The organism is Streptomyces bicolor, assembly GCF_000719285.1.
GTDB lineage: Bacteria > Actinomycetota > Actinomycetes > Streptomycetales > Streptomycetaceae > Streptomyces > Streptomyces bicolor.
The window spans coordinates 128,376-154,394 of sequence record NZ_JOFS01000010.1; the positions used below are offsets into that span (position 1 = coordinate 128,376).

Sequence of the window (26,019 nt, forward strand, 5' to 3'; positions counted from 1 at the left end):
CGTCGAAGGCATGCAGATCACCCTCGACAGCCCCGCCTCCGCGCCCCAGCCCCTCAGCCCGTACTACTCCCAGGTCGCCCGCGTCGAACACGCCGACGGCAGCGCCCTGTTGTTCCTGTCCGGGCAGATCGCCGAGGGCGCCACCGTCGCCGAGCAGACCCGCGGCATCTTCGAGACGATCACCGCCCTGCTCAAGGCCCACGGGGCCACCCTCGCGGACGTCATCAACGTCCGCACCTGCCTCACCGACATCGGCACCCTGGAGGAATACGGCACCGTACGCCGGCAGTTCCTCACCGGCATCCCGCCCACCAGCATGACCTTCGAGGTTCCGAGGCTGTTCCGGCCGGAGGCGCTCCTGGAGGTCGAGGTCGTCGCGGCCGTCAGGCCGGGTTCTCGCCCAGCAGGCTGAGGAAGTCCCGGAACGCGCCCGGCATGTCCACCGACTCGGGGTCCAATAGCCACTGGTACTGGAGTCCGTCCATCACGGCCACCAGGAGGGGAGCGGTGCGTTCGGGCGTGAGCCCGTTCGGCAGTCGGTCGCCGTACTCGGCGCGCAGCACCTCGGCCATGCCGGCCCGCACGCGCGTGTAGCGCTCGGTGAAGTACTCGCGCGCCGGATGCCCCTCCGTCACACTCTCGCCGAGCAGTGCCCAAAAGGTCTGGATGATGGCGGACCGCATGGCGGTTTCGAGTCCTTCCCAGCGGCCTAGGAAGGATTGAGACGTGTAAGTGACTCAACGAGGAGGCACCGCGATGGCGGGAACCCGCACCCAGGCCGACGCAGCTCGCGAGGCGGTCGTCGAGGCCGCGCTCGCCCGGCTCGATCTCGATGCGAAGGCGCGGCTGCTCTCCGGCCAGGACATGTGGACCCTGCCCGCGCTCCCCGAGATCGGCCTGCAGTCCCTTGTCATGTCCGACGGTCCGATCGGCGTCCGGGGCGTGCGCTGGACAGCCGACGACCCGTCCGTCGCGCTGCCCTCACCCACCGCCCTCGCCGCCACCTGGGACCCCGGACTCGCCCGCAGGGCAGGGGTGCTGCTCGCCCAGGAGGCCCGCCGCAAGGGCGTCCATGTGCTCCTCGCCCCGACCGTCAACCTCCACCGCTCCCCGCTCGGCGGGCGCCACTTCGAGGCGTACAGCGAGGACCCGTACCTCACGGGGACGATCGGCGCGGGGTATGTGAACGGCGTCCAGGCCGGCGGCGTCGGCACCACCGTCAAGCACTTCGTCGCCAACGACGCCGAGACCGAGCGCTTCACGGTCAACAACACCGTGAGCGAACGAGCCCTGCGCGAGCTGTACTTGGCACCCTTCGAGATCATCGTCGAGAACGCCCATCCCTGGGGCATCATGACCGCCTACAACACGGTCAACGGCACGACGATGACCGAGCACCACTACCTCGTGAACGAGGTCCTACGCGGTGAGTGGGGCTTCGACGGCTACAACGTCTCCGACTGGATGGCCGCCCGCGACACCGTCGCCGCCATCGAGGGCGGCCTCGACGTCGCCATGCCGGGCCCCCGGACCGTCTACGGCGAGCCCCTCGCCCGGGCCGTACGCGACGGGCGTGTGGCCGAGGCCAGGGTCGACGACGCCGTACGCAACGTCCTGCGGCTCGCCGCCCGCGTCGGCATCCTGGACGGCGCCGAGCCGGTCGTCACCGACCTCCCCGAACCCGTCGACGGCGGCCAACTGGCCCGCGAGATCGCCCGCCGCTCCTTCGTCCTGGTCCGCAACGAGGGCGGCGCCCTCCCGCTGCCGCCGGGCGGCACGGTCGCGCTCATCGGCGCCGCCGCCCGCGACGCCCGCGTCCTCGGCGGCGGCTCCGCGACCGTCTTCCCCGACCGGATCGTCTCCCCGCTCGACGGCCTCACCGCCGCCCTCCCCGAGGGCGCCCTCACCTACGCCGTCGGCGCCGACCCGAACACCGAACTCGGCGTAGCCGACCAGGGCTTCGAGCTGCGTGCCGTGTGCCGGGACGCGGCGGGGAACGTCATCGGCAGGGGGTCGGCCCCCAACGGGCACATCCAGTGGATGGGTGCCGACCTCCCCGAGGGCGTCACCCACGAGGCCCTCCACACCGTCGAGCTGACCGGCACGTTCACCCCGCGTGACACCGGACCGCACACCTTCGGCATCAAGGGCATCGGCGCGTTCAGGCTCACCATCGACGGCACGACGTACTACGACGACGTACAGCGCCCCGCCAAGGACGACCCCTTCATCACCTTCTTCGGCGCCCCCGTCCCGCGCGCCCGGCCCGAACTCACCGCCGGCGAACCGGTCGAGGTCTCCCTGACGCATGTCGTCGAGTTCGCCGAGGACGTTCCGATGAAGGTCGTCAGCTTCACGCTCTCCCACCAGGAGCCGCAGCGCGATCCCGACGAACTGATCGCCGAGGCGGTCGAGGCCGCCCGCGGCGCCGACACGGCCGTCGTCGTGGTCGCCACCACCGAGCGCGTCGAGTCGGAGGGCTTCGACCGCCAGGACCTGACGCTGCCCGGCCGCCAGGACGACCTGGTCCGCGCCGTCGCCGCCGCCAACCCCCGCACCGTCGTGGTGGTCAACTCCGGCTCCCCGGTGGAGCTGCCCTGGCGCGCGGACGTCGCCGCCGTGCTGCTGAGCTGGTTCCCCGGCCAGGAGGGCGGCGCGGCCCTGGCCGACGTCCTCACCGGCGCGCACGAGCCGGGCGGCCGGCTGCCCACCACATGGGGCTCCCTGGCCGACGCCCCGGTCCGCCAGGTCGTCCCGTCCGACGGCGAACTCCCTTACACCGAGGACGTCTTCATCGGCTACCGCGCCTGGGAGAAGGCGGGCCGAGCCCCTTCGTACTCCTTCGGGCACGGCCTCGGCTACACCGCCTGGACCTACGAGTCCGCCGAGGCCGAGGGCACCACGGTCACGGTCCGCGTCCGCAACTCCGGCGAGCGCGCGGGGCGCGAGGTCGTGCAGGTCTACCTCGCGCCGGTGGAGACCGACGCCGACACCGAGCGTCCGGCGCGGTGGCTCGCCGGGTTCGCAGGGGTGGAGGCGGGCCCGGGGGAGACCGGCGAGGCGATGGTCGAGCTTCCGCGCCGCGCCTTCGAGACGTGGGACGAGAAGACCAATTCGTGGAAGTTTGTGAAGGGTTCGTACGAGATCCAGGTCGGGCGCTCGATCGCCGACCGCCGACTGGCCGTGACGATTAACGTCTGACCCGGGAGAAGTACCCCAGGAACAGCCCCGGTCCGGGTCCTGACGCCCGGACCGGGGCTCGTGGTGTCGGAGAGCGTTCACAGGCTCTCAGGGGCGGATGTGCGGCGGATCAGCGCACCGAGAAGCCGTACACCGTCTCCGAACGGAACACCTCACCCGGTCGCAGCACCGTGCTCGGGAAGTCCGGCCGGTTCGGGGAGTCGGGGAAGTGCTGGGTCTCCAGCGCGATCCCGTCACCCGGGGCGTAGGGCTCGGTCAGATGGTCCGCGGTGTAGAGCTGGAGGCCGGGCTCGGTGGTCGAAACCGTCAGCGCCCGCCCGGTCGACGGGTCGTAGAGCTCGGCGACCTCCTCCGCGCTCTCCGTCACCCCCTTGTCGAGCACGAAGTTGTGGTCGTACCCGGCGCCCACCTTGCGCGGCTGAAGGAAGTCGAAGCGGGTGCCCGCGACCTCGTCCAGGGCGCCGGTCGGAATCAGATCCGCGTCGACGGGCGTGAACCGGGAGGCGGCCAGCCGCAGTTCGTGTCCGCCCGCGTTCCCGGACCCGGATCCGGCGAGGTTGAAGTAGCCGTGGTTGGTCAGGTTCACCACGGTCGGCGCGTCCGTCACCGCCTCGTACACGATGCGCAGCGCGCCGTCGGACGACAGCGTGTAGGTCGCCGAGACCTCCAGCCGCCCGGGGAAACCCTCCTCGCCATGCGGACTGACCCGGCTCAGGCGCACCCCGTGCTCGACCGGCGTCCCCTCCCACACCCGCTTGTCGAAGCCGTGCTCGCCGCCGTGCAGCGAGTTGGGCGGATTGTTGGGCTCCAGCGCGTACGTCAGGCCGTCCAGCGCGAAGCGGCCGCCCGCGATCCGGTTGGCGTACCGCCCGATCAGGGCGCCGAAGTAGGGCCCCGGGTGGGACAGATAACCGTCCAGGTCGGCGAACCCCAGGACCACGTTCGCCGTACGCCCGTCCCGGTCCGGCACCTCCAGCGACTGCACGATCCCGCCGTACGACAGCACCCGCACCCGCACGCCCGCGCGCTCCAGCGTCCAGCGGTGGACCGGCGTGCCGTCGGAAAGTGTGCCGAAGTGTTCGCTCATGAGCGAAACACTAGTTCGTGACGGTCCGGTAGGCGATCTCGGCCAACCGCGCCTGACCGTTCACACTCGGGTGGAACCAGTCCCACTGGCTCAGTTGCTCGGTACCGAACCGGAAGTCGTACACCGCGCCGTCATCGAAACGACACCCGCGGTCCTTCTCGCAGACGTCCTTCAACACCTTGTTGTACGCCTCGACCCGCGCCTGCACCGTCTCGCGCCGCCGGTTCGACGCCGTGGTGAGGGAGTCGGGGTCGCTCAGCATCGACGGGCAGATGCCGAGCCCCCACACCTGCTTGCTCATCGGGTTCGTACGGCCCTGCTCCCACAGCCGCATCAGATTCGGCACGCTCGCCACATACACCTGCGTCTTCGGCAGGGCGTCCCGCAGGGTGCTCATGGCGTCCTCGAACTGGGTCCGGAAGTCGGCCACCGACGTCATCGCGTCGGTCGTCTCCCGGCAGGCGTCGTTCGCCCCCGCCATCACCGCCACCAGCTCCGGCTCGCGCGTCACCGCCCGCGCCATCTGCCCGGCCAGGTCGGCCATCCGCGCCCCGGTCACGGCGTAGTTCCAGCTCCGGGTGGCCGCCTTCTGCGCCCCCAGCAGCCGTACGGCCAGACTGTCGACCTTGGGACTGCTGCCGGTCGCCCACGACACCTCCGGACAGTCCGACAGGACCGTGCAGGCGTCGAAGCCGGTCGTGATGGAGTCGCCCACGGCCGCGATCGAGGCGGGGCTGCGGTCCCAGGCCGGCGTCGGCGATGGGCGCGCGCTGTGCGCCTCGGTGCCGGTCGGGGCCGGGGAGTTGCCGCCGACGGCGTCACAGCCGGCGACGCCCAGCACTGCCCCCGCGGTCACGGCGGCGAAGACAGCGCGCGCAAGGTGCCGGCGCTTCCGCATCCCTGGTCCATCCCCTCGTCGTCCCCGTCATGGTTTCCAACCGATGACAACGCACGAGGGTTCCCACCCGGCTGATGCAACGGCTCACACCCGTACAAGCGTCCTGCCGGGTGAATGGCGGACGTTTGGCGGCACCGGGACCGACGGTACGTCACACTCCTTGCGCCGCCGCACGGTAGCCTCGCCATCAACGTGGCTGCCCGGCCACGATCGTCCGCCAGTTCGCACAATGTCCGCTCTGCCCGGAGGTACCGGTGACGACACGTGGAGTTCTGTACGTGCACTCCGCGCCGCGCGCGCTGTGCCCGCACGTCGAGTGGGCCGTCGCCGGCGTGCTCGGCACACGCGTCAACCTCGACTGGATCCGGCAGCCTGCCGCACCCGGCACCTGGCGCTCGGAGTTCAGCTGGCAGGGCGAGGCCGGCACGGCCTCCAAGCTGGCGTCGGCGCTGCGCGGCTGGCACCTGCTGCGCTTCGAGGTCACGGCCGAGCCCTGCCCCACCGCCGAGGGCGAGCGCTACAGCTGCACCCCCGACCTGGGCATCTTCCACGCGGTCACCGGCATCCACGGCGACATCCTGATCCCGGAGGACCGCCTGCGCGCGGCGCTCGCCCGCTCCCAGCGCGACGAGACGGACCTGGAGGCGGAGATCGCCAAGCTCCTGGGCAAGCCGTGGGACGACGAGTTGGAGCCGTTCAGGTACGCGGGTGAGGGAGCGCCGGTGCGCTGGTTGCACCAAGTGGTGTGAAGCCGGGACACGTGAAGGGCCCCCACCTTTCGAGGTGGGGGCCCTTCACGTACGTACGGATGCCGCTCAGACGGTCCTGAACGCCAGCACCACGTTGTGCCCACCGAACCCGAACGAGTCGTTCAGCGCGGCGATCCGGCCCTCGACGGGCAGCTTCCGAGCCTCACCACGGACGACGTCGGCATTCGCCTCCGCCTCCGGGTCCAGGTTCTCGATGTTGATGGTCGGCGGAGCCACCCGGTGGTACAGCGCGAGCACGGTCGCGACCGTCTCGACACCACCGGCACCACCCAGCAGATGACCCGTCATCGACTTGGTGGCCGACACGGCCATGTGGTCGGCATCGTCACCGAACACCTTCCGCAGCGCCTTCAACTCGGCGATGTCACCGGCCGGCGTCGACGTGGCGTGCGCGTTGACGTGCACGATCTCCGCCGGGTCCAGATCGGTCCGCTCCAGCAGGTTCTGCAGGGCGTGGCTGATGCCGCGGCCCTCCGGCTCCGGCTGCACGATGTCGTGGCTGTCGGCGGAGATGCCCTGCCCGACCGCCTCGGCGTACACCCGCGCCCCGCGCTTCGCGGCGTGCTCGGCGGACTCCAGGACGATCACGCCGGCGCCCTCGCCGAGGACGAAGCCGTCACGGGCGACGTCGTAGGGACGCGACGCGCCCTGCGGGTCGTCGTTGTTCTTGGACATCGCCATCATGTTGCCGAACGCGGCGATCGGCAGCGGATGGATCGCCGCCTCCGTGCCGCCCGCGACGACGATGTCCGCACGGCCGGTACGGATCATCTCGATGGCGTAGCCGATGGCCTCGGCACCCGACGCGCACGCGGAGACCGGCGTGTGCACACCCGCACGGGCGCCCACGGCCAGACCCACGTTGGCGGAGGGGCTGTTCGGCATCAGCATGGGGACGGTGTGCGGGGAGACGCGGCGGACGCCCTTCTCCTTCAGCACGTCGTACTGGTCGAGCAGCGTCGTCACGCCACCGATGCCGGAGGCGATGACCGCACCGAGGCGGTCGGGGTCGACGCTTGAGTCCTCGCCGGCCTTCGCCTCGAAGCCGGCGTCCTTCCAGGCCTCCTGCGCGGCGATCAGCGCGAACTGCGCCGAGCGGTCCAGGCGGCGGGCCTGCGGCCGCGGGATGACCTCGGTCGGCTCCACGGCGACCGGCGCGGCGATACGGACCGCCTGCTCGGCGGCCCACTCCTGCTCCAGGGGCTTGACGCCGGAACGTCCGGCGACCAGGCCCTCCCAGGTAGAGGCTGCGTCGCCACCCAGCGGTGTGGTTGCGCCGATACCGGTGACGACCACGGTGCGATTGGTCGAGCTCACGGGAATTCTTTCTCCAAGGAATGGGGATTCAGCGGCGCCACCGCCGGGTGGCGGGGCAGTTCAGCCCTGGGGCCGGATCGGTGGATCAGCCCTGGTGCTTGAGGATGTAGTCGGTCGCGTCGCCGACCGTCTTGAGGTTCTTGACGTCCTCGTCCGGGATCTTGACGTCGAAGCGCTCCTCGGCGGCGACGACGACCTCGACCATGGACAGCGAGTCGACGTCCAGGTCGTCGGTGAAGGACTTGTCCAGCTGGACGTCCTCAACCGGGATGCCGGCGATCTCGTTCACGATGTCGGCGAGACCGGCGACGATCTCTTCCTGAGTGGCGGCCATGTTGGCGCTCCTTCGTAGTTGTTCAGAGGGTTTGGCGCCCGCCGCGGCAGCGGCAGGTGGTGCTTTTTCCCGTGCCGGTTCGCATGATCCGGCACGGAGTGCCTAGGGGAGAGTAACGACCGTGGCGGCGTATACGAGACCCGCCCCGAATCCGATGACAAGCGCGGTGTCGCCGCTCTTCGCCTCGCCGGTCGCCAGGAGCCGCTCCATCGCGAGCGGGATCGAGGCGGCCGAGGTGTTGCCGGTGGTGCGCACGTCGCGGGCGACCGTGACGTGCTCCGGCAGCTTGAGAGTCTTCACCATCGAGTCGATGATCCGCTCGTTGGCCTGGTGCGGAATGAAGACGTCCAGGTCGTCCGGGGTGATTCCGGCCGCGTCCAGCGCCTGCTGGGCGACCTTCGCCATCTCGAACACGGCCCAGCGGAACACCGCCTGGCCCTCCTGCGTGATCGCAGGGAACTTGACGTTGCCCTCGCTGTCCAGCGGGAGCTTGGCGACATCGCCGATCCGGTACTGGTCCCACGGCACCGTCTGCTTGATCGTCTCGGACTTGTCGCCCTCGGAGCCCCACACGGTCGGGCCGATGTGCGGCTCCTGGGACGGGCCCACGACGACCGCGCCGGCGCCGTCGCCGAACAGGAAGGCCGTCGCCCGGTCCTCCAGGTCGGTGAGGTCGCTGAGCCGCTCCACGCCGATGACGAGGACGTACTCCGCGGAGCCCTCGACGATCATGCCCTTGGCGAGGGTGAGGCCGTAGCCGAAGCCCGCGCAGCCGGCCGAGATGTCGAAGGCGGCGGCCTTGTTCGTGCCGAGCTTGTCGGCGATCTCGGTGGCGACGGCCGGGGTCTGCCGGAAGTTCGACACGGTCGAGACGATCACGCCGCCGATCTGCTCGGCGGAGATCCCGGCGTCGGCGATCGCCTTGCCGGACGCCTCGATCGACATCGCGGCGACGGTCTCCTCGTCGTTCGCCCAGTGCCGCGTCTCGATGCCGGAGCGCGAACGGATCCACTCGTCGGACGAGTCGATCTTCTCCAGGATCACCTCGTTGGGCACCACCCGCGTCGGGCGGTACCCGCCGACGCCGAGGATGCGCGCGTACGGGGCGCCCTTGCTGGGCTTCAGCTTCGCCATGCTCCGGGCTCCTTGTCAGGCGTGCTCTGCGATGAGCTCGCGAGCAGCGTCCAGGTCGTCGGGGGTCTTGAGCGCCAGGGTCTTGACACCCGGCAGCGCGCGCTTGGCCAGTCCGGTCAGCGTGCCGCCCGGGCACACCTCGATCAGGGCCGTGACGCCGAGCTCCTTGAAGGTCTCCATGCACAGGTCCCAGCGGACCGGGTTGGCGACCTGCCCGACGAGACGTTCCAGCACCTCGGCACCGGTGGCGACCGCCTGGCCGTCCTTGTTGGAGACGTAGGTCAGCTTCGGGTCGGCGGGCGTGAGCTCCTTGGCGGCCTCGGCGAGCTTGTCGACCGCGGGGCCCATGTGGTGCGTGTGGAACGCGCCGGCCACCTTCAGCGGGACGACCTTGCGCACGCCCTCGGGCTTGTCCTCGTTCAGCGCGGCGAGCTGCTCCATCGTGCCCGCGGCCACGATCTGGCCGGCGCCGTTGATGTTCGCCGGGGTCAGACCGAGCTTCTCCAGGTGCGCGACGCTCACCTCGGGGTCGCCGCCGAGCAGCGCCGACATGCCGGTCTCGGTGATCGCGGCGGCCTCGGCCATGGCCAGGCCCCGCTTGCGTACGAGGGTCAGCGCGGCGGTGTCGTCCAGGACGCCCGCGTAGGCGGCCGCGGTGATCTCACCGACGCTGTGGCCGGCGACCGCGGAAGGGGAGATGTCACCCAGTGCCGCGGCGGACAGGATGCCGGCCGCGACGAGCAGCGGCTGCGCCACGGCGGTGTCCCGGATGGCGTCCGCGTCGGCCTGCGTGCCGTAGTGGGCGAGGTCCAGTCCGATGGCGTCCGACCAGGCACCGAGGCGGTCGGCGGCACCGGGCAGTTCGAGCCAGGGGGTCAGGAAGCCGGGCGTCTGGGCGCCCTGGCCGGGAGCGACGAGTACGAGCACTCTCACACTCTCTCTTGGGGACGGCCGCAGCCGCCCGTGGGGACAAGGACGAAGAACACGAGGGGGTTTTGTGGGCCCCCGACAAAACCCTAGAGCTGGAGATCGCCGTCGACCAGACGCCCCAGGATCAGCGCGATCCGCAGAGTGAACGCGGAGCGTACATCGGACGGCGACCAGCCGGTGACGTCAGTCACACGTCGAAGCCGGTAGCGCACGGTGTTGGGATGCACGAAGAGCATCCGCGCCGCGCCCTCCAGGCTGCTCGCCTGTTCGAGATAGACCGAGAGCGTCTCCAGCAGAGCCGACCCGGCCTCCTCCAGTGGTCTGTAGATCTCCTCCACCAGCTGTTCGCGCGCGCTCGGATCACCCGCGATGGCACGTTCCGGAAGCAGGTCGTCCGCGAGCACCGGCCGCGGGGCGTCCTGCCAGGCGGAACAGGCCTTCAGCCCGGCGGCGGCGGCCTGCGCGGACCGCGTGGCGGCCAGCAGATCGGGTACCACGGGCCCGGCCACGACCGGCCCGGCGGCATACGGCCCGATCAGCGACTTCGCGACCGCGATCGGATTGTCGCTGCCGCCCGCGATGACGACGAGCCGGTCCCCGAGCACCCCGGTGAGCACCTGGAGCTTGGCGTGCCGGGCGGCCCGCCGGATGGCCTCGACGGTCAGCTCGCTGTCCCCGTCGGGCGCGGTCCCGAGCACCACACACACATGCTCGGGCGAGTTCCACCCCAGCGCGGCGGCCCGCGACACGGCGCCCTCGTCGGCCTCGCCGCTGAGCACGGCGTTGACGACGAGCGACTCCAGGCGGGCGTCCCAGGCACCGCGTGCCTCGGCGGCCTGGGCGTAGACCTGGGCGGTGGCGAAGGCGATCTCCCGGGCGTACACGAGCAGTGCCTCCCGCAGCACGCTCTCGTCACCGGGCGCCGCCACCTCGTCGATGGCGGACTCCATGACCTCGATGGTCGTGCGCACCATCTCCACGGTCTGGCGGAGGGTGATGGCTCGGGTCAGCTCGCGGGGCGCCGTGCCGAAGACGTCGGTGGAGATCGCCTGGGGTGCGTCGGGATGCCGGAACCACTCGGTGAACGCGGCGATACCGGCCTGCGCGACGAGACCGATCCAGGAACGGTTCTCCGGGGGCATGGCCCGGTACCACGGCAGCGTCTCGTCCATCCGCGCGATGGCCTGCGCGGCGAGCGAACCGGAGGACTTCTCGAGTCGCTTCAGGGTCGCCGAGTGCGAGTGGACGCCGTGCACGGAGGCTGGGGACTTACGGGCTTCGGGTTCGGGCACGGGGACAAGACTGCCTTATCGGGACGGGTGCGCGTGCCGGAGGGGGTTGTGATGTGCCTCGTTGATGGCTCGGTCGCCTCCGGGGCGCCACATGTCGGTGTCGAGACGGCGATCGTGCTCGACCCTTCGGGCCTCCGCGCGTTCGCCGTCTCGACACCGACGCGCCCCTACGGCTCCCTCGCGGCCGGTGTCGTCGGACCAGTGCGGTTGGTGGGCACTCGCCCGGCGGTGGTGTGGGCACTTGCCCGGCGTCGTTGTGGGCTGGCCGGCGGGGCTACCGTGGTGGCCGTGATGGATGTACGGCGCGCCGCGGAGCGCTATCCCGGAGGGGATTCGGCAGCGGGTATCGAGTCACGCCATGCCTTCTCCTTCGGGCCGCACTACGACCCGGGCAACCTCCGCTTCGGGGCGATGATCGCGTGCAACGAGGAGCGGCTCGGCCCCGGCGCCGGCTTCGACGAGCACCCGCACAGCCACACCGAGATCGTCACGTGGGTGGTCGAGGGGGAGCTGACCCACCGGGACTCCACGGGCCACGAGACGCGGGTCCGCCCCGGGGACGTACAGCGGCTGAGCTCGGCGGGCGGCGTACGGCACGTCGAGCGCAACGACGCCGACACGCCCCTGACCTTCATCCAGACGTGGCTGGCCCCGCTGACGCCGGGCGGCGACCCGTCGTACGAGATCGTCCACGGCATCGCGGACTCGACGCCGTACGCCGTCCCGGAGGCGGGCGCGATGCTCCACGTGCGGCGGTTGGCGGCGGGGGAGCGGACGGCGGTGCCGGACGCGGCGTATGTGTACGTGCATGTCGTGCGCGGCGAAGTGAGCCTGGGGGGCGAGGAGTTGGGCGCCGGTGACGCGGTGCGCATCACGGACGCCAAGGACGTGGAGGCGGTGGGGGTGAGCGGGGCGGAGCTGCTGGTGTGGGAGATGGCCGGGTAGCCCGGCGGCTGGGGCCCGAGGTGCCGGAGTGGTCCACGTGGCGTCCAATGGAGAGGTCGGACACCCGCTCGGCAGAGAAGAGCCGAGAGCATGGCCAGACGCAAGGGCACCGGGGGGCTGCGACGACTCGGCGAGTGGTGCGCCCACCACTTCGTGATCGTGATCGTCGCCTGGGTCGTGGCGCTGGGTGGGCTGCAGGCGCTGAACCACCTCCACGGCGGTGAGTACTCGGACGACTTCGCCCTCTCCGACGTGCAGTCCCAGGAGGGCCTGGACGTCCTGAAGCGGCACGATCCGCAGGCCGGCGGCTACAGCAGCCAGATCGTCCTGCACGACGCCGACAAGTCCCTGTCCTCGCTCGGCTCACAGCTGTCGGCCACCGTCGCCGACCTGCAGAAACTGCCGCACGTCCTGTCCGTGCAGAACCCGCTGGACGCCACCTCCTCGAAGGTCGGGCCGGTGTCCTCCGACGGCAGGACCGGCTACATCACCATCCGCTTCGCCGAGCAGCCCTCCCTGCTCGGCGACACCTACCTCGACGGGGTCGACGACGCAGTACAGCCGCTAAGAGCGGCCGGCGCCGAGGTCGAGTACGGCGGATCGCTCGGCGAGCTGGCGCGGCCCGAGGCCGACGACCGGGTGAGCGAGCTGATCGGGTTCGCGGTGGCCGTCGTCGTCCTGCTGATCGGCTTCGGCAGTGTGATCGCCGCCGGGCTGCCGCTGGTCACCGCACTGATCGGGGTGGTCGGCGGGCTGGCCTGCCTCGGCCTGCTCGCCATCGCGTTCACCTTCGCCACGGTCTCGCCCACGCTGGCCACGATGATCGGCCTCGGCGTCGGCATCGACTACGCCCTCTTCCTGATCACCCGGCACCGGCAGGGCCTCATGGACGGCGCCGACCCGGTGCGCGCCGCCGGGCACGCCGCCGCCACCAGCGGACGCGCGGTCCTCGTGTCCGGTACGACGGTGATCGTCGCCCTCATGGGCCTGTGGGTGTCCGGCGTGAGCTTCATCGGGAAACTCGGCGTCGCCGCGGCCGTCACGGTCGTCTCGGCGGTCCTCGGCGCGCTGACCCTGGTCCCCGCCCTGCTGGGGCTCATCGGCCGCAACGTCGACCGCTACCACCTGCGCAAGCCCATCGCCGAGACGGACCCCGAGGGGGACGTCTCCGAGGGCACCTGGCACCGCTACGCCAAGCGCGTGGAGCACCGTCCGCTGCGCTTCCTGACCGCCGGCCTGGTCACCATCGCGGTGCTGGCCATCCCCGTCCTCTCGATCCAGCTCGGCCACATCGGCGACGGCGCCGACCCCACGTCCTTCACCGACCGGCGGGCCTACGACCTGATGACCGACGCGTTCGGCCCCGGCTCCAACGGCCCGCTCACCATCGTCATCGACCAGACCTCCGTACCGGACGCGCAGCGCTCGGACCTCGCCTCGAAGGCCCAGCAGGCGCTCAACGACGAGTCCGGGACCTCCTTCGTCAGCCCCCTGACGCCCACGCAGGACGGCGACGTCCTGGTCGGCACCGTGTACTCGGCCGAGTCCCCGCAGAACGCGGACACCACCGACCTCACCAACCGGCTCGTCGACGACACTCTCCCCGGGGCGGTCTCCGGCACCGACGCCAAGGGATACGTCACCGGCACGACGGCCGCCCAGGTCGACTTCCGCGACATCGTCGCGAGCCGGCTGCCGCTGATCATCTGTGTCGTGGTCGCCCTGGCCTTCCTGATCATCCTCGCGGTCTTCCGCGGTCTGCTGGTCGCGGTGAAGGCGGCCGTCCTCAACGTCCTGTCGATCACGGCCTCGTACGGTGTGGTCGTCGCCGTCTTCCAGTGGGGCTGGGGCGGGCCCGCGCTGGGCGTCAACGGCAAGGTGCCCATCGAGAGCTATGTGCCGATGATGATGTTCGCCATCATCTTCGGGCTCAGCATGGACTACGAGATCTTCCTGCTGTCCCGGGTGCACGAGGCCTGGCTGCGCACCGGGGACGCCAAGGACTCCGTCGCCCACGCCCTGGAGATCACCGCGCGCGTGATCACCTGCGCAGCGCTGATCATGGTGAGCGTCTTCGCGGCCTTCATCGTCAGCGACAACATCGTGGTCAAGATGCTGGGGCTGGGCCTCGCCGTCAGTGTGCTCATCGACGCCACCGTGGTCCGGCTGCTCATGGTGCCCGCCGTGATGACACTGCTGGGCCGGCACGCCTGGTGGACGCCCCGGTGGCTGGACCGGGTCCTGCCGCACATCGACACCGAGGGGGAGGGCGAGGCCCGCACAGCCAAGGCCACGGACCCGGCTACAGCCCGGCGAGCACCGCGTCCGTGAACGCCGGCCACACCTCGACCGCCCAGGGCCCGAACGCCCTGTCCGTCAGCGCCACGCAGGCCACGCCCGCCTCCGGGTCGATCCACAGGAACGTACCCGACTGCCCGAAGTGCCCGAAGGTGCGCGGCGAGGACGAGGAGCCCGTCCAGTGCGGGGACTTGCCGTTCCGGATCTCGAAGCCGAGCCCCCAGTCGTTGGGGTTCTGGTGCCCGTACCCCGGCAGTACGCCCTTCGTCCCCGGGTACTGCACGGTCATCGCCTCGGCGACCGTACGCGGATCCAGCAGCCTGGGCGCCTGCACCTCCGCCGCGAACCGCAGCAGATCCTCGACCGTCGACACGCCGTCCTTCGCCGGGGAGCCCTCCAGGGACGTGGCCGTCATGCCCAGCGGTTCCAGCACCGCCTGCCGCAGATACTCCGCGAACGGGATGTCCGTCGCCTTGGCGATGTGATCCCCGAGCTGCTCGAACCCGGCGTTGGAGTACAGCCGCCGCTCGCCGGGCGGGGCCGTCACCCGGTGCTCGTCGAAGGCCAGCCCCGAGGTGTGCGCCAGCAGGTGCCGTACCGTCGACCCCTGTGGCCCGGCCGGCTCGTCGAGCTCGACCGCGCCCTCCTCGTAGGCGACGAGGACGGCGTAGGCGGCCAGCGGCTTGGTGACCGAGGCGAGGGGGAAGCGGTGTCCGACGGGACCGTGCGTACCCGGGACCGTGCCGTCGGCCCGTACGACACCCGCGGCGGCGGTGGGCACCGGCCAGTTCTCGATCAGTGCGAGGCTCTGCAAGGACATGCCTGTGAGCCTAAGCCGCTCACAGGTACGGCTGCATCGAGGGTCCGTGTTCCCGGTGAAGCTGAGCGACGCGTACGGAGAGCGGGTCGGCAACGCCCCTAGGGGCGCGGGACTGTATCGATATGCGGCTCCGCCGCGTGGGCGCGACCAGCCACGATGGTGCCGCAGGCGACCGACGGCATGGCGTGGCACTCTCAGCGGAGCGCTTGGCGCAGCCGGCGCTCCCGGCCGGCCCGGGTGGTCCACGACGAACGCGGCGAAGTCCCCGTCCGCCTCGCTCAGCCTCGCTCTCAGCGCCGGCAGCGACTCCGCGTGCCAATCCGTGGAACTGTCCCCATCGGGGACTATGCCCCGCACGCCAGTCACGGCGATCACGCCATGTCCCGTGGTTTTCTTACCGTTTCCGCTTGCTTGGAGCGCACTCCAAGGTCATAGCGTGGAGCGCATGACGGTGATGGAGACCACGAGTACCAGGACCGACAGCTGCGCCGCCCCGCCGCACCCGCACCGGCGGCCGGAAGGCCAGGACAGTTACACGATCAGCGAGGTCGTCGCCTTCACCGGTCTGACGGCCCACACCCTGCGCTGGTACGAGCGGATCGGCCTCATGCCGCACATCGGCCGCTCGCACACCGGCCAGCGCCGCTACAGCAACCGGGACCTGGACTGGCTCGACCTCGTCGGCAAGCTGCGGCTCACCGGCATGCCGGTCGCCGACATGGTCCGGTACGCCGAGCTGGTGCGCGAGGGCGACCACACCTTCGGCGAGCGTTTCGAGCTGCTGGAGACGACCCGCCGCGACGTCCTCGCCCGGATCGCCGAGCTGCAGGACACGCTGGCCGTACTGGACCGGAAGATCAGTTTCTACGCGGACGCCGGGCGCGTCGCCGCCTACGAAGGAGAGAAGGTTCGATGACCGACGCCAGGATCCCGACCGCACGACTCGGCGACAACGGCCCCGAGGTCGGTGTCCAGGGCCTCGGCTGCATGGGCATGAGCTTCGGGTACGGCCCCTCGGACGCGGATGAGTCCAGGGCGACCCTGGAGCGGGCCCTGGAGCTGGGCGTCACGCTCTACGACACGGCGGACGCGTACGGGGCGGGCGAGAACGAGAAGTTCCTGTCGCCGTTCTTCAAGGCGCACCGCGACGAGGTCGTCATCGCCACCAAGTTCGCCCTGTCGATCCCGCCGGACGACCCGACGCGCCGAGTCATCCGCAACGACGCGCCGTATATCCGCCAGGCCGTCGAGGCGAGCCTGCGCCGCCTGGACGTCGATGTGATCGACCTCTACTACATGCACCGCCGGGACGTGAACGTCCCCATCGAGGAGACCGTCGGCACGATGGCGGACCTGGTCCGCGAGGGCAAGGTCAAGCAACTCGGCCTGAGCGAGGTGACGGCGGACGAACTGCGCGCCGCGCAGGCCGTGCACCCGATAGCGGCCGTCCAGTCCGAGTGGTCGCTGTTCAGCCGCGACATCGAGCCGAAGGTGGTCCCCGCGGCCCGCGACCTGGGGGTGACCCTGGTTCCCTACTCCCCGCTGGGCCGGGGCTTCCTCACCGGCTCCTTCGCCAAGGCAGAGGACCTCACGTCCGCTGACTTCCGCCGCCAACAGCCCCGTTTCACCGGCGAGAACGCGGCCGCGAACGCCGCCCTGCTGGACCCCATCCGCACGGTGGCCGAGTCCCACGGGGCCACGCTGGGGCAGATCGCGTTGGCATGGGTGCAGCAACAGTCGGCCGTACACGACCTCCCGGTGGTCCCGATCCCGGGCACGCGCAAGCCGGGTCGGGTGGAGGAAAACGTGGCTGCCACCCGAGTCGTGCTGACTGAGGACGAGTTGGCGTTGCTGGAGCCGATCGCGGGAAAGGTGGCAGGCGACAGGTACGCGGACATGCGGTTCGCGTCGGCGGGCCGGGAATAACGGCTTCGGCCCTCCAGGCGGCCGCGAACTGCAACTCCCTGAGGGGCGCGGGGAACTGCGCGACCAGCCACGGCCGGTCCACAGCCGAAAGACAACCGCACCCGGCAGACGCATAGTCCTAAAGCTCCGCCAACAACTCGGCCTTCTTCACCGAGAACTCCTCATCCGTCACCAGCCCCGCTTCGTGCAGTTCTCCCAGGTGGCGGATGCGCTCGGCGATGTCGGCGGGGTCGCGCCGTGGTGCCGACGCCGGCACCACGGCGACCGGCCCCGACTTCCGCACCGCCTCCAACACCGCGGCGGCGAACGGCAGCGACTCGTGCACCGGCCCATACCCGAGCCCGAACACCACTGCCGCCGGATCCTGATCCGCCTGCGCGGGCTGGTCGTCGGCGGAGTCCCGCCGTAGCAGCCGCAGATGCCCCTCGAACACCTCAGGCGACCGCCACTCGACCCCACTCAGCTCGGCCACCGAAAAGCTCTGGTCCCCGGCCTTCCACTTCGCCGAGGACGCCCCTGTCCAAAACCACCGAAAACGGACGGCCTTCCCGTCGAAGGACGCCTTCCCGTCGTACGCCTTGAACTGCAACGGCACTTCAGGCGCGGCAACAAGGAACTCCTCCGCCGGCCCGGACTCCGTGAGCTGCGCCCGCAACTCGTCGGCGTAGTACTCGGCAAGAGTCTCCCGCTCGGCGGGCAGCACCAGCCGATACGGGTCCCCGCCTTCCTTCAGCTGCCCGGCAGCCGCCTCCATCAACGGATCGGCCCCGGGGCGAGGCTCGACACGCAGTACCACCGTCCCGCGCTTGCCCGGCGTCAGTGTGACCCCGGCGATCGCCTCGAGCGGAACACGTCGTTCCCCCAAGGCCTGAAAGAGCTTAGGTGTTCGAATCCCCCGTTCGTAACGGATGAGCACGGAGTCGGACTCGAACTCCCAGGCGGCATGAAATCCGGCCAGTACGTCACCCATGCGGCTCATCGTATGCGGCACGCGCTCCTCCGTCGCCACCCCGCGCAGACCGCAGTTCCTGCGCCTCTACGCGCGTCCGGCCGACGCCGTGTCGGACAAACCCGCCCGACAGGCCTCGGCATCGTCAGCACACCGCACCGACTCGTACGCGCCAACCCCGATCTCGGCGAAGTTCGCCACGCTGTCCGTACCCGGCTCGAAATAGCCGCCGTGGCCCTTCGCCTCCCGCGCCGACAGCACCCGTGCCCCGAACACCGCGGACACCGGGTCCTCCCCGTGCCCCAGCCCGCCGAGCTCGAGATACGGCACGTCCTGCACCCAGTCGTCCGCGTCCCGCATCGCCCACACCCGCGCGGACGTACGCAGCTGGGAGGCCGTCTCGACCCGCATGCCGGGGCTGCCGGCCACCGCTATGTCGGCCACCCGCTGCGGCAGCGTGCGCGCGGCCAGACCGCACAGCACCGAGCCGTAGCTGTGGCAGAACAGGGAGACCGGCGAGTCGCCGGGCAGCGCCCGCACCAGCGCGTTCAGGCGTACGGCGCCGGACGCGGCCCGCATCGCCGTCGCCGAGTCGATGCCGAGGCCGTCCGGCGAGGTGTAGTCGGCCCAGGCGATCACGGCCGTACGCGTCGAAGGGCTCGCCGCGCGCTCGGCCGCGTACAGCGACTGCGCCATGCCGACCGGCGCGGAGTACTTGCGGCTGGTGCGCTGGAAGGTCAGCAGGTTGGTGTCGACGCCGGGGACGACGACCGAGATCCGCTGGGCCTTGGTCAGGTCCCCGAAGACCTCCGCGGCGCGCCCCGAGCCCTCCGGGTCGAAGGCCAGGATGTGCCGGTCCCTCTGCATCATCGCCTCGAAGCGATGCATACGGCGGCCCGCCTCACGCTGCCCCTCGGGCGTGAGTCCCTTGTCGTGCATGCGCTTGCGCTCGACGTCGCGCGCCTCGCCGAGCGCGATCCGGTTGGCGCGGTAGCGCAGCCCCACCGGTGCCCCGTTCATGTTGCCGACCGCGAGCGGATAGCGGATGGCGAGGGTGCCGCGCTGCTGGTCGGTGAGCGAGGCGAAGAACCGGGCGAGCCGGGTGGGGGAGGAGTCCGCGTCCGGCAGACGGTGTCCGGCGATGCTGCCGCGCTCCCAGGCACTGATCGAGGCCTCGAGCGGTGCGGCGCTCCGGTGGTTGCGCAGGGCGGTCCAGCCGGTGGTCGCCAGCATCACGAACACCACGGCCAGTGCGAGCAGCGCGCGCCAGACGTTCAGTTGCGGGGACGTGTCGAAGGAAGTCACTGGGAGGACACACTAGGAGAACGGGAGGGTCTCGCGTTAACCAAGTGATGGGTATCACGTTTCGATCACGCCCCCGTGAACGCGCCGATGACCTCAGCGTGTTCGCCAGCTCTCGCTGAGTGCGGGGCCCACCTGTTCGAGATGTGAGACGGTCAGTGCCCGCATGGCGTCGAGGCTGAAGTCCTCGCCCGTGCTCCACTGGCGCTCCGTCAGCCGCATCACCCCGCCGAAGACGGCCACCGCCAGCCGGGGCCGCGGATCGGCGTCGATGTCGACGCCCTCGCGCTCGGCGAGGATGCGCGCGATCGCCTCCTCGATCTCCATGGAGCGCCGCAGATGGGCGGCGAGCAGGACCGGCGTCGACTCGACCACCTGGTACATGCGCAGGAACACCTCGACCGGTGCGACGGCGTCGATCACGTCGTGAAGCGTGTCCCAGCCCTCCAGCACCGCCTGTCGCAGTGCCTCCATCGGCGCCTCGTGCGGCGGGCGCGCCCGCACCGCTTCGAGGAAGTGCGCGACCGTCATCTCCTGCAGCGCGAGCGCGGCCTCCTCCTTGCCGGCGAAGTAGCGGAAGAAGGTGCGCTGCGAGACATCGACGGCGTCGGCGATGTCATCGACGGTGGTGTCGTCGTAACCCTGGGTGGTGAAGAGTTCCAGCGCGGTCCGCAGCAGCGCTTCCCGGGTGCGCTGTTTCTTCCGTTCGCGCAGTGTTTCCATAGCTGTCAGTTACCGACTTGTGAATTGGTTTGTCAATTGTCAGAGGCTGTCATTAGCCTCGAACACATGACTAGTCAGACCACCATCGAAACGACGGGGTCGGGGGACAAGGCGCCAGTAGCTCCGTCGGACGCGACGCCGGCCAAGGGGCTGCGCGGCCACCCTTGGTTCACCCTGATCACCGTCGCAGTGGGGGTCATGATGGTGGCCCTCGACGGCACCATCGTGGCCATCGCCAACCCGGCCATCCAGAAGGACCTCGGCGCCACCTTCGCCGAGGTGCAGTGGATCACCAACGGCTACTTCCTCGCCCTCGCGGTCTCCCTGATCACCGCCGGCAAGCTCGGCGACCGCTTCGGGCACCGCCAGACCTTCCTGATCGGCGTGGTCGGCTTCGCCGCCGCCTCCGGTGCGATCGGCCTGTCCAGCAGCATCGCCGCGGTCGTCGTCTTCCGCGTCTTGCAGGGCCTGTTCGGCGCGCTGCTGATGCCGGCCGCGCTCGGCCTGCTGCGGGCGACCTTCCCGGCCGAGAAGCTCAACATGGCCATCGGCATCTGGGGCATGGTCATCGGCGCGTCCACGGCCGGCGGCCCGATCCTCGGCGGTGTCCTCGTCGAGCACGTCAACTGGCAGTCGGTGTTCTTCATCAACGTGCCGGTCGGCATCCTCGCCGTCGTCCTCGGCGTCATGATCCTGCTCGACCACCGCGCCGAGAACGCCCCGCGCTCCTTCGACGTCCTGGGCATCGCCCTGCTGTCGGCCGCGATGTTCTGCCTGGTCTGGGCCCTGATCAAGGCTCCGGAGTGGGGCTGGGGCGACGGAAAGACGTGGGCGTTCATAGCCGCCTCGGTGATCGGCTTCGCGCTCTTCGCCTTCTGGGAGACGAAGGTGAAGGAGCCGCTGATCCCGCTCGCGCTCTTCCGCTCGGTCCCGCTCTCCGCGGGTGTCGTCCTGATGGTCCTGATGGCCATCGCCTTCATGGGCGGACTCTTCTTCGTGACGTTCTACCTCCAGAACGTCCACGGCATGAGCCCGATCGACGCCGGCCTGCACCTCCTGCCGCTCACCGGCATGATGATCGTCGGCTCGCCGCTCGCGGGCGCGATGATCACCAAGCTGGGCCCGCGGATCCCGCTGGCGGGCGGCATGGCGGCCACCGCGATCGCCATGTACGGCATGTCCACGCTGGACACGGACACCGGCAGCGCCGTGATGTCGCTCTGGTTCGCCCTGCTCGGCCTCGGCCTCGCGCCGGTCATGGTCGGCGCCACGGAGGTCATCGTCGGCAACGCGCCCATGGAGCTGTCCGGTGTGGCCGGCGGTCTCCAGCAGGCCGCGATGCAGATCGGCGGCAGCCTCGGTACGGCCGTCCTGGGCGCCGTCATGGCCTCCAAGGTCGACAGCGACCTCGCCGGCAACTGGACCTCCGCGGGGCTCCCGCCGCTGACGGCGGCCCAGGAGGCCCAGGCCTCCGAGGCGGTCCAGGTCGGCGTGGCACCGCTGGCTCCGGGCACGCCGGACGCCATCGCCGCGAAGATCACGGATGTCGCGCACGACACGTTCATCTCGGGCATGAGCCTGGCGTCCCTGGTCGCCGCGGGGGTTGCGGTCGTCGCGGTCTTCGTCGCCTTCCTCACCAAGCGGGGCGAGAACGCGGAGGCGGGCGCGGGCTCGGCGCACATCTGACGCGAGCGACGCGAGCGGACGCAAGGTGAACGGAGGGATCCGCGGCGGGAGTTCCCCTATCAGGGTGACAACCCCAAAGATCCCTCCCAACGGCAAGCGCCGCAGGTCACAGTGGGTCAATCCGGGGCCTGCGGCGCGCTGCCGGAGGGGGTCAGCGCGCCGACGGCTCGGAACACGCAGGAATGACCGGCGCACCGTGGGTACTCGCCAAGTCGAACGCCGACTCAGGGAGTTGACGATGGCGGGCTTCGGACACGGAACGCGCAGGTACCCCCGCTCACGTGGCCGGACGTGGTCACGGACCGGGCCGGATCGCGCGACGCTGGGAATCATCGGAGCCATCTGCGCGATCGCCGGTTTCTTCGTACTGGGCATCATCCTCGGCCCGGTGGCGATCGCCTGCGGCTGGCTGGCCATGGGCCGCACGTGGTCGGGAGCCCGTCCCGTCCCCGCCTTGGTGGCCGTGGTGCTGGGCGCGATAGACACGCTGCTGGCGATCATCTGGCTGGCGGGGACGACAACACCGGGTAACGGGCTGTTCTAGCGCCCGAGAGCTCGGGACTTCTGGTTCGACGGCGCCTCCGGGGTCGTGGGGGCTGATCGCGCAGTTCCCCGCGCCCCTAAGGGCGTTGCAGCACCGTCCGTTCAGCCGCGGGGCTGCGCGCCCCCCGACCAGCCCCCACGCCCGGCAACCGGCTAACGGACCTGCCCCTCGCCGACCTGCTGGTCCCCCGACAGCGCAGCGACCTGCGCCCGCAACGCCCGAACCTCCTCCGTAAGCACCTGTATCGCCTCCGTCTGCCGCCGCTCCTCCACGTCATCCATCTCGAACCGGGCTATGAACCACGCGGCGATGTTCGCGGTCACCACACCCAGCAGGGCGATCCCGGACAGCATCAACCCCACCGCGATCATGCGCCCCAGCCCCGTGGTCGGTGCATGATCCCCGTATCCCACGGTCGTCATGGTCGTAAAGGACCACCACACCGCGTCACCCGGCGTCTTGATGTTCCCGTCCGGCGCATCCCGCTCCACGGACAGCACGGCCAGCGAGCCGAACATCATCAGCCCGACCACCGACCCGGCGACGTACGTCGTCAGCCGTATCTGTGAGGCCATCCGCGCCCGCTGCCCCACGAGCAGCAACGTCGACACGAGCCGCAGCAGCCGCAACGGCTGCACCAGCGGCAGCAGGACGGCACACAGGTCCAGCCAGTGGGTCCGCACGAACTCCCAGCGCCGCTCGGCGAGAACGAGCCGTATGACGTAGTCCAGCGCGAACGCACCCCATACGACCCACTCCACGGTGAGGCACACGGCAACCACGTCCGCACTCGCGTCGGGCTGGACGATCGGCACGGCATAGGCCACGGCGAACGCCAGAGCCAGACCGAAAAGGGGCCGCTGGGTGAGCCGTTCCCAACGCACTTGTGCGGGAGCTTCCTTCATGGCCGCATCGTAGGAAATGTGAAGGGGTGGTGTGCCCCGTGGGTCACCCGCAGGTCACCCACGGGGCACACCACCCCATCGAGCCGTTGACGCTACGCGTCGCCCCCGGCAGCCCCGGGATCAGCGGCCGAGACGTCGAGCAGCTGGTACCGGTCGATCGCCTGCTTCAGCACCGACCGGTCCACCTTCCCCTCCTTCGCCAGCTCCGTCAGCACGGCGACGACCACCGACTGCGCGTCGATGTGGAAGAAGCGGCGGGCCGCCCCGCGGGTGTCGGCGAACCCGAAGCCGTCCGCACCCAGTGACTGGTAAGTCCCCGGCACCCACCGCGCGATCTGGTCCGGCACCGACCGCATCCAGTCGGAGACGGCCACGAACGGCCCCTGGGCCCCGGTCAGCTTCCGCGTCACATACGGCACCCGCTGCTCCTCCTCGGGATGCAGCAGGTTGTGCTCCTCGCACTGCACGGCCTCGCGCCGCAGCTCGTTCCAGGAGGTCGCCGACCAGACGTCGGCCTTGACGTTCCACTCCTCGGCGAGGATCTTCTGCGCCTCGATCGCCCAGGGGACCGCCACACCCGACGCGATGATCTGCGCCGGGATCGAACCCGCCGTGCCCTCGCTGAAGCGGTAGACGCCCTTGAGGATGCCCTCGACGTCCACGTCCTCCGGCTCGGCCGGGTGCTGGATCGGCTCGTTGTAGACGGTGAGGTAGTAGAAGACGTCCTCGCCGTGCGAGTGCTCCTCGGAGCTTCCGTACATGCGGCGCAGACCGTCCTTGACGATGTGCGCGATCTCGAACCCGAACGCCGGGTCGTACGCCACACAGCCCGGGTTGGTCGAGGCGAGCAGCTGCGAGTGGCCGTCGGCGTGTTGCAGGCCCTCACCGGTCAGCGTCGTACGGCCGGCGGTAGCGCCGAGCACGAAACCGCGCGCCAGCTGGTCCGACATCTGCCAGAACTGGTCGCCGGTGCGCTGGAAACCGAACATCGAGTAGAAGACGTACACCGGGATCAGCGGCTCGCCGTGCGTGGCGTACGCCGAACCCGCCGCGATCAGCGAGGCCGTGCAGCCCGCCTCCGAGATGCCGTCGTGCAGCATCTGGCCCTGCGGCGACTCCTTGTAGGCGAGCAGCAGGTCGCGGTCGACGGCCTCGTACTGCTGGCCAAGCGGGTTGTAGATCTTCGCGCTCGGGAAGAACGAGTCCATGCCGAACGTGCGGTACTCGTCCGGCGCGATCAGCACGAACCGCTTGCCGATCTCCTTGTCCCGCATGAGGTCCTTGAGGAGCCGCACGAAGGCCATGGTCGTCGCGATCGACTGCTGGCCCGAGCCCTTCTTCACGGTCGCGTACGTCTTGTCCTCCGGCAGCGCGAGCGGCTTGGAGCGCACCACGCGCGTGGGGACGTAACCGCCGAGCGACTTGCGGCGGTCGTGCATGTACTGGATCTCCTCGGTGTCCCGCCCGGGGTGGTAGTACGGCGGGAGCCCGCTCTCCAGGTCCTTGTCGGCGATCGGCAGGTGCAGCCGGTCGCGGAAGCGCTTGAGGTCGTCGACCGTCAGCTTCTTCATCTGGTGCGTGGCGTTGCGGCCTTCGAAGTTCGGGCCCAGCGTCCAGCCCTTGATCGTCTTGGCGAGGATCACCGTCGGCTGGCCCTTGTGGGCGCGGGCGGCCGAGTAGGCGGCGTAGATCTTGCGGTGGTCGTGACCGCCGCGGCCCAGGTGCAGGATCTGGTCGTCGGTCATGCCCTCGACCATCGCGCGCAGCCGGTGGTCGTCGCCGAAGAAGTGGTCGCGGATGTAGGCGCCGGTCTCCGTGGCGTACGTCTGGAACTGGCCGTCCGGCGTCGTGTTCATCTTGTTGACCAGGATGCCGTCGCGGTCCTGCGCCAGCAGCGGGTCCCAGGTGCGGTCCCAGATCAGCTTGATGACGTTCCAGCCGGCGCCCCGGAAGATCGACTCCAGCTCCTGGATGACCTTGCCGTTGCCGCGCACCGGGCCGTCGAGGCGCTGCAGATTGCAGTTGACGACGAAGGTGAGGTTGTCCAGGCCCTCACGCGCGGCGATGGACAGCTGGCCGAGCGACTCCGGCTCGTCCATCTCGCCGTCGCCCAGGAACGCCCACACATGCGACTTGGAGGTGTCCGCGATGCCGCGCGCCTCCATGTAGCGGTTCATCCGCGCCTGGTAGATCGCGCCGATCGGGCCGAGGCCCATCGACACGGTCGGGAACTCCCAGAAGTCCGGCATCAGCCGCGGGTGCGGGTAGCTGGACAGCCCGTACGGCGCCTTCGACTTCTCCTGGCGGAAGGCGTCGAGGTTCTCCTCGTTCAGCCGGTCCAGCAGGTACGCGCGCGCGTAGATGCCCGGAGAGGCGTGGCCCTGGAAGAAGACCTGGTCGCCGCCGTCGCCCTCGTCCTTGCCGCGGAAGAAGTGGTTGAAGCCCACGTCGTAGAGCGAGGCGGAGGACGCGAAGGTGGCGATGTGGCCGCCGACGCCGATACCGGGGCGCTGGGCCCTCGACACCATGACCGCGGCGTTCCACCGCGTGGCGTTGAGGATCTTGCGCTCGATCTCCTCGTTGCCCGGGAAGAAGGGCTCGCTCTTGGTGGGGATCGTGTTGACGTAGTCCGTGCTGCGCATCTCGGGCACGGCCACGCGCTTCTCGCGGGCCCGCTCGATCAGCCGCAGCATCAAATAGCGGGCCCGCTCCCGGCCGCGCTCGTCCACGGCGGCGTCGAGGGAGTCGAGCCACTCCTGGGTTTCCTCGGGATCGAAGTCAGGAACCTGACTCGGAAGGCCGCCAATGATGATCGGGTTGCGATCGGATCCGGAAGCCACGCTGTTCCTTACCTGTCAGAGGGCTGTGTTTCTGGGATTTCTCAGTGCCTGCACCGCTCCCCATCGTGTACCTCGGGGGGCCAAACGTCATCTCTACTGTGGGGTAACCGGGGGTCTG

At 70.2% G+C, this 26,019-nt stretch carries 22 protein-coding genes and 1 pseudogene; 9 read left to right on the forward strand and 14 right to left on the reverse strand.

Annotated features, from left to right (window positions below):
• Window positions 1-10 precede the first annotated feature (10 nt).
• Window positions 11-412 (forward strand): RidA family protein, encoded by a 402-nt coding sequence (locus IF78_RS0116070; RefSeq protein WP_031476243.1) that lies wholly within the window; start codon window positions 11-13, stop codon window positions 410-412.
• On the opposite strand, the pseudogene IF78_RS0116075 reads toward IF78_RS0116070, so the two are convergent.
• Window positions 384-686, reverse strand: a pseudogene (locus IF78_RS0116075) (TetR family transcriptional regulator C-terminal domain-containing protein); the annotation flags it as partial. The gene IF78_RS0116070 and the pseudogene IF78_RS0116075 overlap by 29 nt on opposite strands.
• A 70-nt stretch (window positions 687-756) precedes the next feature.
• Here IF78_RS0116075 and IF78_RS0116080 point away from each other — a divergent pair.
• Window positions 757-3,201 carry a beta-glucosidase H gene (locus tag IF78_RS0116080; protein ID WP_031476247.1) on the forward strand — a complete coding sequence of 815 codons (2,445 nt, stop codon included), beginning with the start codon at window positions 757-759 and terminating at the stop codon, window positions 3,199-3,201.
• Window positions 3,202-3,310: 109 nt separating this feature from the next.
• Here the strand turns inward: IF78_RS0116080 and IF78_RS0116085 are convergent, their stop codons facing one another.
• Both IF78_RS0116085 and IF78_RS0116090 read right to left on the reverse strand, forming a co-directional pair.
• Window positions 3,311-4,288 (reverse strand): aldose epimerase family protein, encoded by a 978-nt coding sequence (locus IF78_RS0116085; RefSeq protein ID WP_031476249.1) that lies wholly within the window; start codon window positions 4,286-4,288, stop codon window positions 3,311-3,313.
• A 10-nt stretch (window positions 4,289-4,298) separates the two neighbouring features.
• Window positions 4,299-5,186 (reverse strand): SGNH/GDSL hydrolase family protein, encoded by an 888-nt coding sequence (locus IF78_RS0116090; protein ID WP_031476251.1) that lies wholly within the window; start codon window positions 5,184-5,186, stop codon window positions 4,299-4,301.
• A gap of 254 nt (window positions 5,187-5,440) precedes the next feature.
• On the opposite strand from IF78_RS0116090, the gene IF78_RS0116095 reads away from it, so the two are divergent.
• Entirely contained in the window at window positions 5,441-5,935 is a 495-nt protein-coding gene (locus tag IF78_RS0116095; RefSeq protein WP_031476253.1) for a DUF3145 domain-containing protein, read from the forward strand.
• Between the two features lie 66 nt (window positions 5,936-6,001).
• Here the strand turns inward: IF78_RS0116095 and fabF are convergent, their stop codons facing one another.
• The 5 genes from fabF to fasR all read right to left on the reverse strand — a co-directional run bounded on the left by fabF (window position 6,002) and on the right by fasR (window position 10,963).
• Complete coding sequence (gene fabF / locus IF78_RS0116100; RefSeq protein ID WP_031476254.1) at window positions 6,002-7,273, reverse strand: beta-ketoacyl-ACP synthase II; 1,272 nt, start codon at window positions 7,271-7,273, stop codon at window positions 6,002-6,004.
• An 85-nt stretch (window positions 7,274-7,358) separates the two neighbouring features.
• Window positions 7,359-7,607 (reverse strand): acyl carrier protein, encoded by a 249-nt coding sequence (locus IF78_RS0116105; protein ID WP_004001566.1) that lies wholly within the window; start codon window positions 7,605-7,607, stop codon window positions 7,359-7,361.
• 102 nt (window positions 7,608-7,709) lie between these two features.
• Window positions 7,710-8,741, reverse strand: a complete 1,032-nt coding sequence (locus tag IF78_RS0116110) for a ketoacyl-ACP synthase III (protein WP_031476256.1) — start codon at window positions 8,739-8,741, stop codon at window positions 7,710-7,712.
• 15 nt (window positions 8,742-8,756) lie between these two features.
• Entirely contained in the window at window positions 8,757-9,668 is a 912-nt protein-coding gene (locus tag IF78_RS0116115; RefSeq protein ID WP_031476258.1) for an ACP S-malonyltransferase, read from the reverse strand.
• A gap of 89 nt (window positions 9,669-9,757) precedes the next feature.
• On the reverse strand, window positions 9,758-10,963 hold the full coding sequence (gene fasR, locus IF78_RS0116120) for a fatty acid biosynthesis transcriptional regulator FasR (protein WP_031476260.1): 1,206 nt from the start codon (window positions 10,961-10,963) through the stop codon (window positions 9,758-9,760).
• A gap of 291 nt (window positions 10,964-11,254) precedes the next feature.
• On the opposite strand from fasR, the gene IF78_RS0116125 reads away from it, so the two are divergent.
• Window positions 11,255-11,908, forward strand: a complete 654-nt coding sequence (locus tag IF78_RS0116125) for a pirin family protein (RefSeq protein WP_031476262.1) — start codon at window positions 11,255-11,257, stop codon at window positions 11,906-11,908.
• Between the two features lie 90 nt (window positions 11,909-11,998).
• Complete coding sequence (locus IF78_RS0116130) at window positions 11,999-14,239, forward strand: MMPL family transporter (protein ID WP_051827917.1); 2,241 nt, start codon at window positions 11,999-12,001, stop codon at window positions 14,237-14,239.
• Here the strand turns inward: IF78_RS0116130 and IF78_RS0116135 are convergent.
• Window positions 14,211-15,026, reverse strand: a complete 816-nt coding sequence (locus IF78_RS0116135) for a serine hydrolase domain-containing protein (protein WP_031476266.1) — start codon at window positions 15,024-15,026, stop codon at window positions 14,211-14,213. The two genes, IF78_RS0116130 and IF78_RS0116135, sit on opposite strands and share 29 nt — an antisense overlap.
• Window positions 15,027-15,471: 445 nt before the next feature.
• On the opposite strand from IF78_RS0116135, the gene IF78_RS0116140 reads away from it, so the two are divergent.
• Both IF78_RS0116140 and IF78_RS0116145 read left to right on the forward strand, forming a co-directional pair.
• Window positions 15,472-15,942, forward strand: a complete 471-nt coding sequence (locus IF78_RS0116140) for a MerR family transcriptional regulator (protein WP_031476268.1) — start codon at window positions 15,472-15,474, stop codon at window positions 15,940-15,942.
• Entirely contained in the window at window positions 15,939-16,952 is a 1,014-nt protein-coding gene (locus IF78_RS0116145; protein WP_031476270.1) for an aldo/keto reductase, read from the forward strand. The genes IF78_RS0116140 and IF78_RS0116145 overlap by 4 nt, the downstream gene beginning before the upstream one ends.
• 118 nt (window positions 16,953-17,070) lie before the next feature.
• Here the strand turns inward: IF78_RS0116145 and IF78_RS0116150 are convergent, their stop codons facing one another.
• From IF78_RS0116150 to IF78_RS0116160, 3 genes are all read right to left on the reverse strand, one after another.
• Window positions 17,071-17,931 (reverse strand): DUF4429 domain-containing protein, encoded by an 861-nt coding sequence (locus tag IF78_RS0116150; RefSeq protein WP_031476272.1) that lies wholly within the window; start codon window positions 17,929-17,931, stop codon window positions 17,071-17,073.
• A gap of 57 nt (window positions 17,932-17,988) precedes the next feature.
• Window positions 17,989-19,206, reverse strand: a complete 1,218-nt coding sequence (locus IF78_RS0116155; protein WP_031476274.1) for an alpha/beta hydrolase — start codon at window positions 19,204-19,206, stop codon at window positions 17,989-17,991.
• 93 nt (window positions 19,207-19,299) lie between these two features.
• The gene (locus tag IF78_RS0116160) at window positions 19,300-19,926 is read right to left on the reverse strand and encodes a TetR family transcriptional regulator (protein ID WP_031476276.1); all 627 of its coding nucleotides are present in this window, start codon (window positions 19,924-19,926) and stop codon (window positions 19,300-19,302) included.
• Between the two features lie 66 nt (window positions 19,927-19,992).
• On the opposite strand from IF78_RS0116160, the gene IF78_RS0116165 reads away from it, so the two are divergent.
• The gene (locus IF78_RS0116165; protein WP_031476278.1) at window positions 19,993-21,612 is read left to right on the forward strand and encodes an MFS transporter; all 1,620 of its coding nucleotides are present in this window, start codon (window positions 19,993-19,995) and stop codon (window positions 21,610-21,612) included.
• 238 nt (window positions 21,613-21,850) lie between these two features.
• The gene (locus tag IF78_RS0116170) at window positions 21,851-22,156 is read left to right on the forward strand and encodes a hypothetical protein (protein ID WP_031476280.1); all 306 of its coding nucleotides are present in this window, start codon (window positions 21,851-21,853) and stop codon (window positions 22,154-22,156) included.
• Window positions 22,157-22,308: 152 nt separating this feature from the next.
• Here the strand turns inward: IF78_RS0116170 and IF78_RS0116175 are convergent, their stop codons facing one another.
• Window positions 22,309-23,061: a potassium channel family protein gene (locus IF78_RS0116175; RefSeq protein ID WP_031476282.1), complete on the reverse strand. Its 753-nt coding sequence runs from the start codon at window positions 23,059-23,061 to the stop codon at window positions 22,309-22,311.
• Window positions 23,062-23,153: 92 nt separating this feature from the next.
• Window positions 23,154-25,901 (reverse strand): pyruvate dehydrogenase (acetyl-transferring), homodimeric type, encoded by a 2,748-nt coding sequence (aceE, locus tag IF78_RS0116180; RefSeq protein WP_031476283.1) that lies wholly within the window; start codon window positions 25,899-25,901, stop codon window positions 23,154-23,156.
• Window positions 25,902-26,019 lie beyond the last annotated feature (118 nt).